We start from the raw sequence: 16813 nt of genomic DNA on the forward strand, positions 1-16813 counted from the left end.
CAACATTTCTTTTGTCATTGAGGTAATTAATTCATTTTAGATAACGACTTTTCAATCACCGATGACTATTAGATCCTTTATAAAGCAAATGCTCGATTCGGTTTTACGCACGAATCAATTGGCAAGCAACACCAACAGCCAAGGGTACTACGTGTTGGATGAGTTGGAGGCAAATACTGCTGTGGATCTATTGCCCTCCAATGGCATGTATAACTCCGACCTGATAGTCAAATGGTCAGAAAAGGTGGCTAGACATCTGCTAGATATCATTCGGCATGACCTGCTTATCAGCTATGGGCACACCATCCCTACTTCCATACAGCTACAACTGGAAAAGTCTGAAACAAAACTACACCATCAGCTATCAGCATTTTTAGCTAGTGGTCGCGGAAGATGGCTTGAAGATTCGTTTCTTGAGCAATTCATGGAATTGCTTCAGATCGAATATACCATTCAATGCAAGTCTTTGAACATACCAGTAAGAAAAGAGACAGTACCACTGATCCTGATAGGATTTATTCAGCTCTTTCGAAATTCCCATTGGCATCAACCACTTGAAATGGCCACTACGCGAGCGATTACAGCTAATTGCGTTCAACTAAATATCGCTATCACCACCAAATGAGGCATACAGGCCACAAGACCGATTTTCACCTGCGCAAAGATGTCTTTCGGCATCTGCCTTCTCTGGTATTTAATGAGCAGGAACAAACGCAAATGGAGGAAAAACTTTCGGAAGCCATTCAGCGCATTCCGGGCAAACTCTATGACTTGCTTGGCCCATCGGCCAGCTTCTGCCAGTTTGATGAAGTGATCAATGAATTGCAACAATTAGCCGTTCCTAATACGTTTCAGGGTTTCTTTAATCTGCTACTGCTCGACTATTATACCTGCAATCTCGACCTCCCTTCTACAAAGCGATTTGAGAAAAAGCTGGGTCATCCGACTTATCGCAGCTATGTGATCCATCGGGTGACGGATGAGCTACTGTCGGTGCTGGATGCCATTTACATAGCTCAGGCTCTACCCCGCATTCGCATCGATCAGCAAGCCGTAAATGTGCAGCTGGAAACACACCCGTATCTCTCTACAAAACTGACCATAGAGCTGCCGATCCAAAAGAACTGGTACCTGACCTATGCACAGCAAGCCTGGATGCAGGTCAAAACACTACTGGATAACGGCCAACCGGCTATCATTTATTTCGTTACCGATGAAGAATTGCTCAGGCAGCCGAGTTGGGTGGTCTTCAATTATGAAATACCCGACAGCCGAACGATCGTCCTTGGTGGCATAAACGCCGCTGGCAAGCACTCGGAACTGAAGCTCACTTTCCAGGAAGATTTTCAAATAGAGGTGGTCGGTCAGGAAAAGACAGATTCAGCAGTTTCCGTGCATACAATCCACTACGTGCCTCACACACTCTCCTTGCCCCCGGCCACTAGCTGGCTGGAGAGACAATTCCATCCGATTATCACCAATCGGCATCTCAGGAGATTGCATCGGAGGGTGAAGGTGGGGTGATAAAGAGTCGGAAATTGGACTCTAATTATAAGAAATAATGATAATCTTGATGATAAATTATAAGATTATTATTTGTGTTGGGATTTCCATATTCAGCCCCATCAAAAGTTTCCGATGAAATTAATCTAATCTTCAAATTATAACAATTAGCTAACCCAAGAATTTCTAATTCACCGCCCCATGAGTTTGTAGTTTCTAGATTAATTACATATAGATTTCTGTCGTTTCTATTCTGCAAAAAGTCGATCATTCCATACTGGCCATAGTGATTTCTAAAATAATTGGCAAGCTCTGTTCTTACTCTAAGATATAAGTTTTGATCTCCATATATATGTTGGGCAACACATCTGTATAGACAGTTACCGTCCTTACGGATAGAATTTGGATCACAACTAGAATTCCTTTTACCGGAAACTTTCTTTTTACTAACCTGTACATAGGGCAAATCGACATAAATCGGACAATGATCAGGTTGGTTCTTATCAGAAGAGTTTTTGGTCTTGTCACGCAATACTCTAGTTGTATTACTTACTATAACATTTCTTCGCTTAATATCTATTGGCTCAAAGTCCTTCAAGTCATATTTCCCATGTCTCAAAGAATCATTCTCTTTTGAAATGAATATTTTATCAAGTGGATTACTTGCTCTAGAAGTACCTGGATTTTGCAAGAGAGAATAAGATCCATTTGATCTTGTTCTAGAACCTAAGGCATTCCCACCTGTATTAAGATCTCCAATTATAAGGTCAACACTCTCTTGTTTTCCTATTTTTAGAATTGAATTTTGATAATCAGCTGAGTCCTCTTTTCCATTGCCCCATATGGCATGACAGGACAATATTTTGTAAAACTTACCCCCCGGAGTTTTAATCTCTAACATCAATGCAGAGTTCGCTCCTACCAATATATCTTTACTAGAGAAGCGTATATTAGTGATCCTCTTTTCATTATAAATATAAAATATCTTTTCAGGCTTCTTGCTCCCTGTAGTAGTTATATGTCCTAATCGTATACCATTCTCTTTCATAAACTTTGCATAGATTCCGGATTGGTATTCTTTCAACATCAGAACACTCGGCTCCAAAACAAAGATTAAATCCCAGTCTTCAGCATCAAAATATGCGATAATTGCATTTAACTCTACATTGCCTCTTGTATTCCATGAAACTATTCGAATATTATTCATAATCTGTAGTGTAAGTTGTAATTGGTCTAGGATTCTGAAAATATCAGTTTAAGGACATTTTGTTATTCACCTTCCGAAGATTAATAACGTTACAAGGTTTTTCATAAGTTAAAGTAACCCGGTCTTCAAGTATTGAGAACATGGATCCCAAATCATACCATCAGAATGGTAATTATCATAAGGTTTACGTTATACAAGAGTGGAAGCTTAGTTTCTACTCACCTCACCTGCATCCTTCTTAGCTCCCGCATCCCTCCATTCCACACATCCAAATCAACACTTGAATGATTGATGCCTTGAACTGTGCCGGTAGCTGAATACTGCCACATTGCATAATCCTTCCAGCCCATTGGGAGCTCATTGGGTTTTTCTCCATCTTCCCACTGAGCCAGCCACAGCGGATATTCGCCCATGTCCGCTTTTACGTGCTCGTTCCAAAAGGGTACGTCACAGTAGATCATGGGCTTATGATTGACTTGCTGCTCTACGGTCTTTAGCCATTTTTCTAGCTCATTGACCAGTTGCTCGCTCCCTCCAGAAGCAGCAACCTCCACATCCACTGCGCTGATCATGTCCTCCTTTTTCAGTTTCACGGTTTTCAGGAAGTGCCTGGCCTGACGTTCACCATCTTCATCCGGATCAAAGAAGTGATAAGCCCCACGATGAAAGCCGTGTTTCCGAGCATTTTCCCAATTTTGATGAAACCGGGGATCCACATCGGTCAGCCCCTGGGTCGCTTTGATGTACACAAAGGTGATACCCGACCGCTTCAAAGCCCCCCAGTCTAACTCACCATCCCAGTGGCTAATGTCTACTCCACGAACGGGATGATGAGCTTCTACCTTCCGCCTCCTCTCTGAAAAATGAACATGATCTTTGACCTTTTCCACCAGCCGATTTTCTTCATGCTTAGCCACTAGTTTCACCACCCGATCGAACAGATCCAGGGATAGGTGTGCGGTATGGATTAGCAAGATCAACAGCAACAAGCCATAAAGACCGACTATTCTCATCTCCTTCTAAAGCAAACGTTCATTTCTACTGGCAAATCGCCTTCTGTTTCGCCTATTGCTCCATTCAGTTCTCCAGTATCTGAGCTGAGGCTCATCGAAAACCTAAATGATGACTCGGTGAGCACCGGATGGTTCGTGACTGAAGCGTCAACGCTCGATTGCGCATCATTCAAAGCATCCTGAAGCAATCCAAATAGCTCACTGAGTGTCATCGAATCCGACATTAGCTATTGCCTTTGCTCCCTTGATTTGCTCCGCTTTTGTTGTTACTCTGCTGGCTATTGCTACCTCCCGATGGGATAGGCTCCACACAGCTAGCCATCACGTCCATGAGCTTATTCATACCCTCTGGTATAGGCTGCTGTAGGGCTTGTACATGCACATCATAGGTAGCCGACTGATCGGATTGACGTTTGTTATTGGTTTTCACATCCACACTACCACTCATACTTACTTTCCCAAAGCCCCAGCTATCATCGGCTTTCACTTTGGCATCATCATCATTGGTAGTGGACTTTGAAAGTTGTGTGCTGACTTTTACGGTAAGGTCAATATTCACGCTCTGAATCAGGAGAGCCGGTATTGGCACCAACCCAAGCAAAGGTGCCTGCACAGAAATACTCTGTGATTCCATTTGCATGGTGGTAGGATTCTGATATGGGCGCGTTAGTTCAAACTCTACCAGATTGGTTTTACTGTCCTTAAAACCGATTTTGTTGATGAACTCCACCAGTACGGTTGCCAGTGCCTGATTGGATCGTGCGGCTGCCATCAGCGGCGTAGATATCAGGTAATCGATGGGTACTCCCTGTAGTGCGGAAAACGGACTACTGCTTTGATCTCCATTCATAATTATCTCGTTTGTATTTTACAGTGATTTAGTTTTTGATTTAAGCGGTCTACAATCCTGGACATCCCCTCTGCTGGGATATCCTGTTTTATTTTTAAGTGCATTTTGACATTTTGACGCCTGGATCTGGGTGTATCCAGCATGCCTTTCAGTGCATGCCCATCCTTTATTTTCACCGATTGATGGAGCTTAAAATGTGACTTGATCTTTACCTGGTGAATACCCAATGGATGCCATGGCTGCAATAGCCCTTTTGGAAAATGAAGTACCGAAGATTTTCCATCTGTTCGATAACTCGGTGGTATAGCTATTTTCACGGTATCAAGTGTACGCTCCGGGCCCTCAGAAAATGAAAACCGCACAAACTCCTTCATTTCCATTTTACAAAGTTCGGACTGCACCTTTTGAGCTATCCGTACTTGATTGGTGATATGATCGGTGAAGCAATACATGCAGATTAGTGAATTTTGCGATTCAGTGCATCATGCATGCGAGCCACTCCTTCAGAAGGATTACCTGACGATATCTTCATGTTGATTTTTATAGGGGAATGAGAGCTGTCTTTAGCTTCATCCATATCCACGATCAACTTTTTCTCTCCCGATTTTAGAAGACCAATACGGTTGTAATAGCATTGAAAACCCATTTCAAGCTCTTCTATCCTCATCGATTGATGAGAGGCCAAGGCACCCGTGGGAATATCTACCGGCTGCTCTGTGTCTTCACCTTCTGCAATGTGCTGCTGAGGGAGCTTTACTTTTAGTGTTTTAGGCTCGTAGGTTTGATTATCCTTGTTATAAGCCAGGTGGTCTTTGAAGGCATTCATTTCATGATCATGAAGCTCTTTGTTGGCAGCCTTTGCGGCAGACATGAATGACTTCAACAGGTCATTTAAGGTTAGGACAGACATCAGTTTATACCTTTTATTTTATTGACCTCAGTCATAAATTCTTCCAGTAGCTGGAGAGGTTCTCTGTTCTTTTCCTGATTCACTTTGAGCGTAGAGCCACAGCCATTGCACAGCGCCTGCGCAGCACCGAAGAGTACATCCAAAGAAACCACTATAGGGGTCTGGCAATGCGGGCAAGAAATTTTTGGAGAAGATCCTTGATACATGATTCTATTACGTTTAAAACATTAGAATAATGATCATTAACTTTTAGGAGAGCACACAACGTTTTGTTGTAAACACCTCATTCTTTGTTGTAAAGGAAACGCATCCATACTTCCCGTTCATCACCAATTCCTTCCACACTATCATCAATAAATCCTAAGCTGAGTCTCAGGTTTCTGGGTTTGTCTAGCTATTTTCGATTATTCAAACTGTCAATACTGGATATACCAACCCATGCGTTCAAAGAAGATACTGATCATAGAAGACGATGACGAAATTAGCCTCTACCTTCAGTTCCTCCTAAATAAACTGAAGTACCAATCTTTAGGAATCACAAAAAACTACTATGACTCTATCGAAAAGATTGAAAGCTGTCATCCAGAGCTTCTTTTGATAGACATTAAGCTAAAAGGCGAAAAAACAGGTGTAGATATAGCCAAATACGTTGCTGACACTACTGGGATACCAGTGATATTTATCACATCAGTGGCTATCACAGACGTTCTTTCAGAAATCAAACTTCCCAATGTGAAAGGGTTTTTAAGTAAGCCCTTTAAAGATGACGATCTTCTGGCTGCAATCGAACTAGCCACACCTGCTTCAAATCAGCAAAGTCTTGCCTCCAATCAATCATTTTTTATTCGTCAGAAAAGTGGCTTCATAAGGCTGGACAAAAAGGAAATTAGATATATGGAAGCAGACGGCAGCTACACCAACATCCATGCAGACCGAAAGTATGTAATCCGTAAAAACCTGAAGGAATCCGAAGAACTGGTGAATTCAAATGATTTTATCAGAATTCACCGCTCATATATTATCAATGAATGCCAGGTGGTCAACATCCGAACAAATGAAGTAGACTTGAATGACATCACACTTCCACTAAGCAAAAGTGGTTATGAGCTCATTAAGTCGCGGTTCAACTTATAGTCGCGAGTTTAATTTCTTGGCAGGGTAAATTTCACCACGGTCCCATTTCCATGAGGCTCAGCCCATATTTTGCCCTGGTGTGTCTCTACAAATTCACGCGAAAGCGATAAACCAAGACCTGTACCTGCCTCTCCTTCCGTGCCTGAGTCAAACGTGGCTCCCAGGTCAAAAATATCCTCATCTGGTAGCCCGATCCCTTCATCTTCAATAGAGAATAAAAATTCCCCCGGCATTTCTTCCAGATTCAATGTAATCTTGTTTCCACGAGGAGTATACTTTACCGCATTGCTGAGCACATTTCGAATGACTGTCTGGATCATTTCCGCATCTGCCCGTACAAATACTTTCTCATTCAAATTGTTCTCTACTTTCAGCTCCTTAGCCGCAATGCTCGTGTGTAGCAGTTCGATAGTATCCTTCATTAATTGAGAAGCATCTACGTTTCTAAACTGTGGGTTAATACCTGACAACTGACTTTTGGCCCATTTGAGCATATTGTCAAGGAATTCGCTAACACTTCTCAAACGATGCCTCGTCTGTATTACGCTTTGCCTAAAACGCTCTTCATCCAGCCCACCTTCGAGCAGCATGTTGAGGCTGCCTTCCAACCCAAAAAGCGGATTGCGAATATCATGAGACAGCAAGGATATCATCTTTTCTTTTGCATTATTAAGCGCCTCTAGTTGGGCATTCTGCTCATTGAGGATGATTTTAGACCTTCGCTCATTCAGCCTGTTTCGATTGATCAAATAGACCACCACAATGAGAAACACCACAATCACAAGCACTAAAACAAAGAGGTTCCTGCGTTCACTTTCAGCCCGGTCAGCTCTGGCTTGCTCCGAGGCAATGGCAAATTCCATCTCCTTTTTATCCTGCTGAAAAGCAAATTCCGTTTCTAGTTTAGCCGTATTCTGTATTTGCTCTTTGTTCAGCAGGCTATCACTGGCCGACTTAAATTTCTCCAGGTAGACAAGTGATTTTTCCCAATCTTTCCCCTCCTTGTAGTACTCATAAAGTGCTCTCGAAGCATCGCGCTTAAGATCAGTACGCCCTACAGAATCCGCTATCGAATAAGCTTTTTCCCACAATCGCTGAGCTTTTGCCTTCCTGCCAAGTTCAGCGTAATAATTCCCCAACACTATTTGATTCGCGCTTACTACGGATCGCTCTTTGCAAGACTGAGCCTCTTTCATACTTTTCTCAGCATAGTACCTTGTAGAGTCCAATACACCCAGGTCTAAGTAAGCTTGAGCCTTGTGGGCTAAAGGATACATTAGAAAGCAATTACTCTCTGACCAGTGCTGCATGCATAAATTCAGCTTTCCTATAGCCTCCTCAGGCTTCTGCATTTTCAGCAACGACTCAGCCCAGTTGACGTAGATATTTCCCAGGTACTCATCTGTCAGCAAACTGTCACCTGAGAGCGCTTGCTGGTAGTACACGACCGAATTTTCCAGGTCGTTCATATTCTTATAGGTATTACCCAAAGAGATCAGACAAACCAGATAATTGCGCCACGCAGCCAGTCCCTCGTAGATGTTCAGGGCTACAAACTGATTGCGGAGGGCAGCAGCATGATCACCTAGTGTGCTGTACTTATTGCCCAGGTTATTGTAGGCATTAGCCATTCCCAGACTGTCTTGCAATTCAGTCAGGATGGGGATGGCCCGCTTCAGCAAGGCAATAGACGAATCATATTGATTGAAATCTGATAAAAGGCTGGAAAGGTTGGTCATGGTGAGTGCCTGACTTTGCCTGTAACCTTCCTGCTCCGCCAGCATATAGCTTTGATAAAAATAATGGGCAGAGGAGTCGAACTTACCTACAATGCGATAGCAAATACCCAGATTAGAAAGTAGCTTGGCATACCCCAATGAAGTTTCGTCAGTACTAGTTTTGCGAATTACTGAATCGCCAAACTCAAGGGCACGCTCCATGTTGCCCTTCATGGCATATTCCTGAATGAGTCGGGCATATGCATTAAGTCGAACGTGTGAGTCCTCACTTCTTGTAGCCTCGTGCAGGCTATCCAAAAATTCAGTTCGCTGAGCGGATAACGATCCGGACGAAATGAACACCATGCAAAATGAGAAAAGGAATTTCTTCAACGGAAAGTTGAATAGGTGCACGAATGTTAGTTTTTGTTTCATTAGGCTTTCTTGGTGGTAGGTGATCCGATGCTCATTATATGGTACATCTCGACAATGATAAGACAGATTTTAGGCATTATCACCAACGGCTTTGTGATTTTGTGCAAATCAAATCTCTACCGTTTCCAGCACACACTCAACTATCATTACCCTTGCTAAAAAATTGAATAAGGCAACACGCCAGATTATCCGGTATAAGATTAACCCTCCCAAATAGCCGGATTTCCTATACCAAAACCTCATCGTACCGAAGGGCTTTCACAAACGCTGAAGGTGCTCCTCAAAATTCAAGTTCTTAGCATGAAAACCAAACACCACGCACACGATATTGAACACTAACCCGATCATCTAGTGTGGTTTCACCCAAAGAGTACCTAAAATCCAACTAATGAAAATATGCGGCACTCAAACTGCCTGATCCGGTGCGGAAAACAAAAGTGAATGCCGATGAGCTCTGCTCTTACCTTTCAAACGCCAAACGCTCGCCTTTTTTGGATTCATCAAACTGACCGTCGGCATAGGCTAGATGTCCGCTGACCCATACTTTTTCTACAGAAGACTTAAAGGTGTGCCCCTCAAACGGCGACCAGCCACACTTGCTCAACACGTTTGCCTTAGATACTGTCCAGGGTTTGTTGAGGTCTACCAGTGCCAAATCCGCAAAGTAGCCCTCCCGCAGGTAGCCACGCTCTGCCACTTCAAAACACTGCGCCGGAGCATGACAAGCCTTTTCTACAATTCGCTCCAGACTAATTTTACCCTCATGGTAAAAGTCCAGCAGCGCCACCAGCGAATGCTGTACAAGTGGTCCACCAGACGGTGCCTTGGTGTATGGATTTTCTTTTTCAGCGATGGTATGAGGCGCATGGTCTGTAGCGATCACATCTATGCGGTCATCCAGCAGGGCTTCCCATATCTGGCTGCGATCATTGGCAGACTTCACCGCAGGGTTCCATTTGATCCACTGTGCCTTCTCGGCATAGTCTGCATCCGTAAACCAAAGGTGGTGGATGCAGGCCTCCGAGGTGATGCGTTTCTCAATAAGTGGCCGGTCATTTCCAAACAGGTTGGTTTCCTTTCCTGTAGAAATGTGTAGGATATGCAAACGAGTATTGTGCTTTTTGGCCAATGCCACCGCCATGGAGGAGCTCAAGTAGCACGCCTCCTCACTGCGGATTACCGGGTGTAGATGAAAAGGAATATCGTCTCCATATTCCGCAATGTGCGCTTCCATGTTTTTGCGGATGGTGCCTTCGTCCTCACAGTGTGTAGCCAGCAATATGGGCGCATTGGCATAGAGCTTTTCCAAAGTAGACTCATCATCCACCAGCATATTGCCTGTAGACGAGCCCATAAATACCTTGATACCGCAGACGGTCTTCGGGTCTGTTTTGAGCACCTCGTCCAGGTTGTCATTGGTGGCACCCATAAAAAAGGAGTAGTTGGCTAGCGACTTTTCCCTTCCCAGCTGATACTTGGACTCTAGCAGCTCTTGTGTTACGGTCTGGGGTACCACATTGGGCATTTCCATAAAAGACGTCACCCCGCCGGCTACAGCGGATTTAGCTTCGGTATATATCTCCGCCTTGTGCGTAAGGCCGGGCTCACGAAAGTGCACCTGATCATCGATCAGGCCAGGCAGCAGGTGCTTGCCTTCTCCATCTATCTCGAGCACGTTTCCATCCACACTGATCTCCGGGGCTATTTTTGCGATGCGCTGCCCTTCTATCAAGACGTCACCCGCAGTGATTTTGCCTTCGTTTACGATTTGAATGTTTTTGATCAGGTATCTGGATGTGCTCATGATGCTTTGGTTTTAGTGCGAGCTGCAAAAATGGCACAGATGCCTCAATACAACAAAGGGCCAGCTAAATACCGACCCTTTGTTTTTCATTTTATCTGATTCTTTCGTTAGTCATTGAGCTTTACCCGCTCCTCGCGGTTGGCTAGCTCCCATGCAGTATGAAATACCAGCTTGGCACGCTCAGTCATCACGTCAAACTCAATTTTTTCAATCGTATCCGTAGGCTTGTGATAGTCGGCATGGGTTCCGTTGAAATAAAAAATGATCGGAATGTCATTTTTTGCAAAGTTGTAGTGGTCGGACCGGTAGTAGTAGCGGTTCGGATCGTTTTCGTCATTATAAGTATAGTCCAGCTCCAGATTTACCGAGCGCTTGTTGGCCGCCTCCGACAGGTCATGCAGCTCTTGCGATAGCTTATCCGCACCGATCACATACACGTAGTTTGGATTGTCCTCGTGTGCAGCATCTACCCGGCCTACCATGTCCACGTTGAGGTTGGTCACGGTATTTTCCAGCGGATACACGGGGTTGTTGGTATAGTATTTACTGCCTAGCAATCCTTTTTCTTCTCCAGACACCGTCATGAAGAGGATGCTGCGCTTGGGTCGGTCGCCTTTTTTGGCCGCCGTAGCAAAAGCCTCCGCCAGCTCCAGTACTACTGAGGTACCTGAGCCATCGTCATCCGCTCCGTTGTTGATCTGGCCGTCATCATTTACACCGATGTGGTCATAGTGAGAGGTGATCACCAAAATCTCGTCAGGCTTTTCTGATCCTTCCAAAAAGCCAAGCACATTTTCTGAAGTTACCTCCTCGGGCAGCATGTCGGCATTGAAAATCACGCGAGCCACTTTTTCACCAGCCGCTTTCTTCAGGTCTTTATACTCCGCATCAAATATCCAACTCGCCAGCTCAGGGTTGCCAATCAGGATTTTGGTTTCGGGCTTGGCACCATCGCCTTTGGCAAGTGCCATACGAGGACGCGCCAGGTAAGAAGAAAAACGATCTACGATAAAGTTGTAACGTTCCTCAGCCTCTACAAACATCATAACGCCCGCTGCATCCAGCTCTTTCAACCCGGCAATGAGTGTGCGCCAGCCTGCCAGGTCCTTGTTGGTGATGGCCACATATCTGCCATCCAGATCCAGAGCCTGCAGGTCTTCCAGCGAAGCGTCTCCTACAAATAGCACATCCACAAACTCCTCGCCGGTGGTTTCAGCTCTGGAGTAGTAGATAAAATCTTCAAAATTACTTTTTACTTCATCCCCTTTTTTGAGGTAAGCCGTGCGGTAGTTGATCTTGTTGAGTGGGTAGCTCTGGAAATACGATTCTTCTCCATCCACATTCACACCTGGCTCCAATCCAAACTCCGCAAATTTACCTGCGATAAAGGCCGCAGCTTTCTTTTGGCCAGGCTCTCCGGTCTCTCGGCCTTCCAGAGAATCTGAAGCCAGCACAGAGAGGTAGCTGCGCAGGTCTTTGGAGGTGATTGTTTTTTCGTATTTCGGTGCTCTTTTATTTTGCGCTGTAGCGGAAAAAGCAAACAATATTCCGACTATTGCGATTAATAAATTTTTCATCTGTTATTTATTTTGAAAACCTTAAAACTAAACAAATTTTCTATGTCTATATACCTACAAATCAACGACTAAAATGTCTAAAACCTTTTAGATTTGCGGTTTAAAAATTACCTGAGAATCTCTTTGATATGACAGTTGACCTGAACGAGCGGGTAGCCTTTGAAACACGACACAATGGCCCCACTCCCTCTGAAGAAAGTGAGATGATGCGAGCGCTCAACGTGGCGTCTCTCGATGAGCTCATAGACCAAACCATACCCCAAAAAATCAGGCTTCAAAACCCATTGAAGCTCTCCGAGCCACTCAACGAATACGAATACCTCAACAAGCTGAAGCTGACGGCCAGCAAAAACAAGGTATTTAAGTCGTACATCGGCCAGGGGTATTACAACTGCGTGGTGCCTACGGTAATCCAGCGAAACATCCTGGAAAACCCCGGATGGTACACGGCCTACACCCCTTATCAGGCAGAGATTGCTCAGGGACGACTAGAGGCGCTGATCAACTTTCAGACGCTGGTCATAGACCTTACCGGCATGGAAATAGCCAATGCCAGCCTCCTGGACGAAGGTACCGCCGCAGCAGAAGCCGTGTCTATGCTGCATGCCACCCGCCCGCGTGACAAGAAAAAAGCACAGAAATTTATAGTAGACGAGCGTACATTCCCACAGACGCTGGAAGTACTCAAAACCCGCACCACTCCACTGGGTATCGACCTGGTAGTGGCAGACATCAACACCATAGACCTGTCGGACCCTGAGCTTTTCGGGGTGTTTTTCCAATACCCTGACAACTTCGGGGAGGTAACCGACCGTGCAGCCTTTGTGGCAGCAGCCAAAGAAAACAATGTATCCATTGCGGTGGCTTCAGACCTACTGAGCCTCTGCCTGCTCACACCTCCGGGTGAATGGGGAGCAGACGTAGTGGTAGGCACCGCCCAGCGATTTGGAGTACCCATGGGTTACGGTGGACCTCACGCCGGATTTTTCGCTACACTGGAAGCCAACAAGCGCCACATCCCAGGACGAATCATCGGGGTATCTAAAGATGCTGAAGGACAGCCAGCCTATCGTATGGCACTACAAACCCGTGAGCAGCACATCAAACGCGAACGAGCTACTTCCAACATCTGTACCGCACAGGTACTGCTGGCTGTGATGTCTTCGATGTATGCCGTATATCATGGCCCTGAAGGCCTCAAAAGAATAGCATCACGTGTGCATGGCCTGGCTCAGACCACTGTTCGCTCGTTGGATAAGCTAGGACTAACCAACAAAAACGAGACTTACTTTGATACCCTACGCTTTGCGCTCAGCGCTAACCAAAAAGAGGCCGTAAAAGCAGCATCAGAAGCCAAAGGCGTAAACTTCCGGTATATCGAAAATGAGGTGCTCATCTCTTTTGATGAAACACATCAGCCAGTAGATGCCCAGGAAGTAGTCGATATTTTCAGCTCGGCCCTTCAGCAAGATACAGAAGCGATCTTCACTACTGTGGAAATCAATTTCCCGGAAGGGCTCGCTAGAACGTCTGCCTTCCTGGAACATGACGTCTTTCAGATCTACCAAAGCGAGCACGAAATCCTGCGCTATATGAAGCGTCTGGAAAACAAAGACCTTTCGCTGGCACACAGCATGATATCGCTGGGCTCCTGCACCATGAAGCTCAACGCCACCACGGAAATGATCCCCGTTACCTGGCCGGAGTTTGGAAGCATCCACCCTTTTGCGCCAGCTAGCCAGACCGAAGGCTACAAAGAACTGATCGATGAACTGCACGACTGGCTCGCGGAGATCACGGGCTTTGCCGCTGTGTCTTTCCAGCCAAACTCTGGAGCACAGGGCGAGTTTGCAGGCCTCATGGCCATCCGGTCTTACCACCAGGCCAATGGTGACCACCACCGCAACATCACGCTGATCCCTTCGTCTGCACACGGCACCAACCCTGCCAGTGCCGTAATGGCCGGCATGAAGGTAGTGATTGTAAAATGTGACGACCATGGCAACATAGACGTGGACGACCTGAAAGCCAAAGCCGAGCAGCATAGCGAAAACCTCTCTGCCCTGATGGTGACCTATCCGTCTACACACGGGGTGTTTGAAGAGAGCATCATGGAAATCTGTGCGGTGATCCACCAGCACGGTGGCCAGGTATACATGGACGGTGCCAATATGAACGCTCAGGTGGGGCTGACGTCTCCTGCTATGATCGGCGCAGATGTATGCCACCTCAACCTCCACAAGACGTTTTGCATCCCTCATGGAGGGGGTGGACCAGGCATGGGCCCTATCGGTGTAGCGGAGCATCTGGCTCCATACCTGCCGGGCAGCCACCACGAAGGTGTGGATGATGTAAATGTATCCAGCGCTCCGTATGGTAGCGCCAGCATCTTGCCCATCTCCCACGCTTATATCGCGATGATGGGCGCCAGTGGACTGAAAAAGGCTACTGAAGTAGCTATCCTCAATGCCAACTACATTGGCCACAGACTCAAAGAGCACTTCCCTATTTTATACGCCAACGAAAAAGGCAGAAATGCTCACGAGTTGATCATTGACTGCCGTGGTTTTAAACAGTACGGTGTAGAGGTGGAGGACATTGCCAAGCGACTAATGGACTATGGTTACCACGCTCCTACGGTATCGTTTCCCGTACCGGGCACCATGATGATAGAGCCTACCGAGAGCGAAACCAAAGCAGAAATCGATCGCTTCTGCGATGTGATGGTATCTATCCGTGAGGAAATAGAGGAGGTAATCAGCGGACAGGCCGACAAAGAAAACAATGTGCTAAAGAATGCTCCGCATACCTACCGCACGGTAATTGCCGAGGAGTGGAGCTATCCATATACGAGAGAAAAAGCAGCCTTCCCACTTGCTGAGCTTAAGCACAACAAGTTTTGGCCGTCGGTAAGCCGTATAGACAGTGCATTTGGTGATAGAAACCTGATGTGTAGCTGCGCTCCGGTAGAAGAGTACATGGAGACCGGCGAGCTGGTGAGCTAATCACTCCAGATTAAAACAACACACAAAAAGGGTGTCTTCAGAGCTGCGTTTAAGCACCTTTGAGGCACCCTTTTTTTACTGACTGGACTCAAATCCGACACACACTGGCCTATAGCGAACTTCTACGGGGTAGCAAGCATTTCCTACCACACGAAAACCACAGCTACCAGACCAAGAATGTCAGCTACCAGGCCAGACTTGCAGCTACCACCCAATAAGTGCCAGCTACGGGATAAAAATCACAGCTACCAGGTGAAAAACGACAGCTACCACCTAAAAAGTCATAGCTACCAAGCAAAAACGACAGCTACCGCCTAAAAAGTCGCAGCTACCACGAAAAAATGACAGCTACCAGGTAAAAAAGGGGATTTGCCACGGCGCCTTTCGCAGCATGGCTACAAGCACAACTACCTAGTTGCAGATGCGCAGCAAAAAGGAGCCCTGCACCTTATTGTTTTCGTCAAACTCGGCACTGATAAAACCCATAGCCTCCAGCTGGCTGATGGCCAGCACCTCCACAAAGCCCGCTGTGGCCGTGTAGATCTTGGTGCTGTTTTCGTGGTGGAGCTTTAGGTACAGCCGGTTGTCAGTAAACGAATTGAGGTCGTAGTTGCCTCGCTGGGCGGGTATGCGCAGCTCCACGTGTGGCTGGCTGGTGAGCCGTACGCCACACGGCTCCTGCACATCAAAATCCACAATCAAACCCGTGAGCGCATTGATAGAAGTAGAGTAGCGAAGATTGCCCGTGCGGTAGGCCCACGCTTCACCGGCTATTTTGCCTTCCAGTCGGTCTTTGTTAGGGTCAAAATCCTGAATTTTCTCACCACAGCCCAGCACCACCAGGCCGATGATCCATACCATCCATTTACTGTACAACGACATCTACTTTTATTTCTAAACGAACCAAATCTTCTATTCTGTCTCCTACGGGATAGGATTTTTCGGTAAGGGCAACAGTGCCGTCCCGGTCCATGGTCAGCACTGTAGAGCAGCACGTGCCGTAGTTGGGCGTGCGTATGCACATGGCCGAAAGGGCCTTTTCCATGTCTTTGGACAGCCCGGTGTCTGGCAGCACCTGATCTGCTGCTATGGCCGTGTCACCCATCATACTGAGCAGGTCTTCGTGCGAGAAGTCCGTAGCCAGCACCTCCTCAAACATCCCCCGGGCCTTCGTCACCTTGGGCCATGGAGTATCCAGCAGGGCATTGCTCAGCCCGTATATTCCCGGGGCCAGTTCATTGATTTTGCGCTCATAGTTGCTGTAGTGCACCATGTGGTGAAAGTCTGCCGCCAGTAGGTTGAAGCCATTGTATGCCTCCGCATTGGGGTGCACCTGCTTTACATAATCCACTGGCGTGCCCTCATGCTGCAAAAAACCCGTGGGCAGCTCTCCACGCGAGCGGGCATCATCCTGTATATTGGCCAGGTCCCGGTAGTTGGTCACCGCCGCAAACTTCCCCAGAGTACTGGCAGCCATCCACGTGCCGCCGGCTTTCAGGTCTCTGCCACCAAATATCTCCGGGTGGTCCTCCCAAAAGGCCGCTTTTGCCGTAGGGCGGTTGTAAAACTCATCACGGTTGGCAGCCATCACCAGCTTATATTTTGGATGCACATCCCATGCAAAAACGATCAGACACATATCTTTGCGGAAGTTTTG

16 protein-coding genes are annotated in these 16813 nt (G+C 46.4%); 4 read left to right on the forward strand and 12 right to left on the reverse strand.

Annotated elements, in window-relative coordinates:
• Window positions 1-61 precede the first annotated feature (61 nt).
• Window positions 62-625 carry a hypothetical protein gene (locus C7460_RS05095; protein ID WP_115866998.1) on the forward strand — a complete coding sequence of 188 codons (564 nt, stop codon included), beginning with the start codon at window positions 62-64 and terminating at the stop codon, window positions 623-625.
• A complete protein-coding gene (locus C7460_RS05100) occupies window positions 622-1524 on the forward strand; it encodes a hypothetical protein (protein WP_115866999.1) in 903 nt (300 codons plus the stop codon). Before C7460_RS05095 ends, C7460_RS05100 begins: the two co-directional genes overlap by 4 nt.
• 25 nt (window positions 1525-1549) lie before the next feature.
• Here C7460_RS05100 and C7460_RS05105 read toward each other — a convergent pair whose 3' ends face one another.
• From C7460_RS05105 to C7460_RS23470, 7 genes are all read right to left on the reverse strand, one after another.
• Window positions 1550-2710 (reverse strand): OTU domain-containing protein, encoded by a 1161-nt coding sequence (locus tag C7460_RS05105; RefSeq protein WP_115867000.1) that lies wholly within the window; start codon window positions 2708-2710, stop codon window positions 1550-1552.
• 218 nt (window positions 2711-2928) lie between these two features.
• On the reverse strand, window positions 2929-3723 hold the full coding sequence (locus C7460_RS05110; RefSeq protein ID WP_115867001.1) for a glycoside hydrolase family 25 protein: 795 nt from the start codon (window positions 3721-3723) through the stop codon (window positions 2929-2931).
• The gene (locus C7460_RS05115; RefSeq protein ID WP_115867002.1) at window positions 3720-3947 is read right to left on the reverse strand and encodes a hypothetical protein; all 228 of its coding nucleotides are present in this window, start codon (window positions 3945-3947) and stop codon (window positions 3720-3722) included. Before C7460_RS05115 ends, C7460_RS05110 begins: the two co-directional genes overlap by 4 nt.
• Window positions 3947-4573 carry a DUF2589 domain-containing protein gene (locus C7460_RS05120; protein ID WP_115867003.1) on the reverse strand — a complete coding sequence of 209 codons (627 nt, stop codon included), beginning with the start codon at window positions 4571-4573 and terminating at the stop codon, window positions 3947-3949. Before C7460_RS05120 ends, C7460_RS05115 begins: the two co-directional genes overlap by 1 nt.
• A gap of 2 nt (window positions 4574-4575) precedes the next feature.
• Window positions 4576-5025 (reverse strand): hypothetical protein, encoded by a 450-nt coding sequence (locus C7460_RS05125; RefSeq protein WP_147302852.1) that lies wholly within the window; start codon window positions 5023-5025, stop codon window positions 4576-4578.
• 5 nt (window positions 5026-5030) lie between these two features.
• Window positions 5031-5483, reverse strand: a complete 453-nt coding sequence (locus C7460_RS05130; protein ID WP_115867005.1) for a DUF2589 domain-containing protein — start codon at window positions 5481-5483, stop codon at window positions 5031-5033.
• Window positions 5483-5689, reverse strand: coding sequence for a hypothetical protein (locus C7460_RS23470; RefSeq protein ID WP_147302853.1), 207 nt, complete (start codon window positions 5687-5689; stop codon window positions 5483-5485). Before C7460_RS23470 ends, C7460_RS05130 begins: the two co-directional genes overlap by 1 nt.
• A 232-nt stretch (window positions 5690-5921) precedes the next feature.
• Between C7460_RS23470 and C7460_RS05135 the strand changes: the two genes are divergently transcribed.
• Entirely contained in the window at window positions 5922-6617 is a 696-nt protein-coding gene (locus tag C7460_RS05135; RefSeq protein ID WP_115867006.1) for a LytR/AlgR family response regulator transcription factor, read from the forward strand.
• Between the two features lie 8 nt (window positions 6618-6625).
• Here the strand turns inward: C7460_RS05135 and C7460_RS05140 are convergent, their stop codons facing one another.
• The 3 genes from C7460_RS05140 to C7460_RS05150 form a co-directional block, all read right to left on the reverse strand.
• Entirely contained in the window at window positions 6626-8770 is a 2145-nt protein-coding gene (locus C7460_RS05140) for a tetratricopeptide repeat-containing sensor histidine kinase (protein ID WP_115867007.1), read from the reverse strand.
• A gap of 460 nt (window positions 8771-9230) precedes the next feature.
• Complete coding sequence (locus C7460_RS05145; RefSeq protein ID WP_115867008.1) at window positions 9231-10574, reverse strand: dihydroorotase; 1344 nt, start codon at window positions 10572-10574, stop codon at window positions 9231-9233.
• A gap of 107 nt (window positions 10575-10681) precedes the next feature.
• Window positions 10682-12151 (reverse strand): M28 family peptidase, encoded by a 1470-nt coding sequence (locus C7460_RS05150; RefSeq protein ID WP_115867009.1) that lies wholly within the window; start codon window positions 12149-12151, stop codon window positions 10682-10684.
• A 128-nt stretch (window positions 12152-12279) separates the two neighbouring features.
• On the opposite strand from C7460_RS05150, the gene gcvP reads away from it, so the two are divergent.
• Window positions 12280-15156, forward strand: a complete 2877-nt coding sequence (gene gcvP, locus C7460_RS05155; RefSeq protein ID WP_115867010.1) for an aminomethyl-transferring glycine dehydrogenase — start codon at window positions 12280-12282, stop codon at window positions 15154-15156.
• Between the two features lie 411 nt (window positions 15157-15567).
• Here the strand turns inward: gcvP and C7460_RS05160 are convergent, their stop codons facing one another.
• Window positions 15568-16038, reverse strand: a complete 471-nt coding sequence (locus C7460_RS05160) for a hypothetical protein (RefSeq protein ID WP_115867011.1) — start codon at window positions 16036-16038, stop codon at window positions 15568-15570.
• Complete coding sequence (locus C7460_RS05165) at window positions 16022-16795, reverse strand: NRDE family protein (protein ID WP_147302854.1); 774 nt, start codon at window positions 16793-16795, stop codon at window positions 16022-16024. The genes C7460_RS05160 and C7460_RS05165 overlap by 17 nt, the downstream gene beginning before the upstream one ends.
• Window positions 16796-16813: the final 18 nt, after the last annotated feature.

The sequence above is a fragment of the Marinoscillum furvescens DSM 4134 genome (assembly GCF_003386095.1).
GTDB lineage: Bacteria > Bacteroidota > Bacteroidia > Cytophagales > Cyclobacteriaceae > Marinoscillum > Marinoscillum furvescens.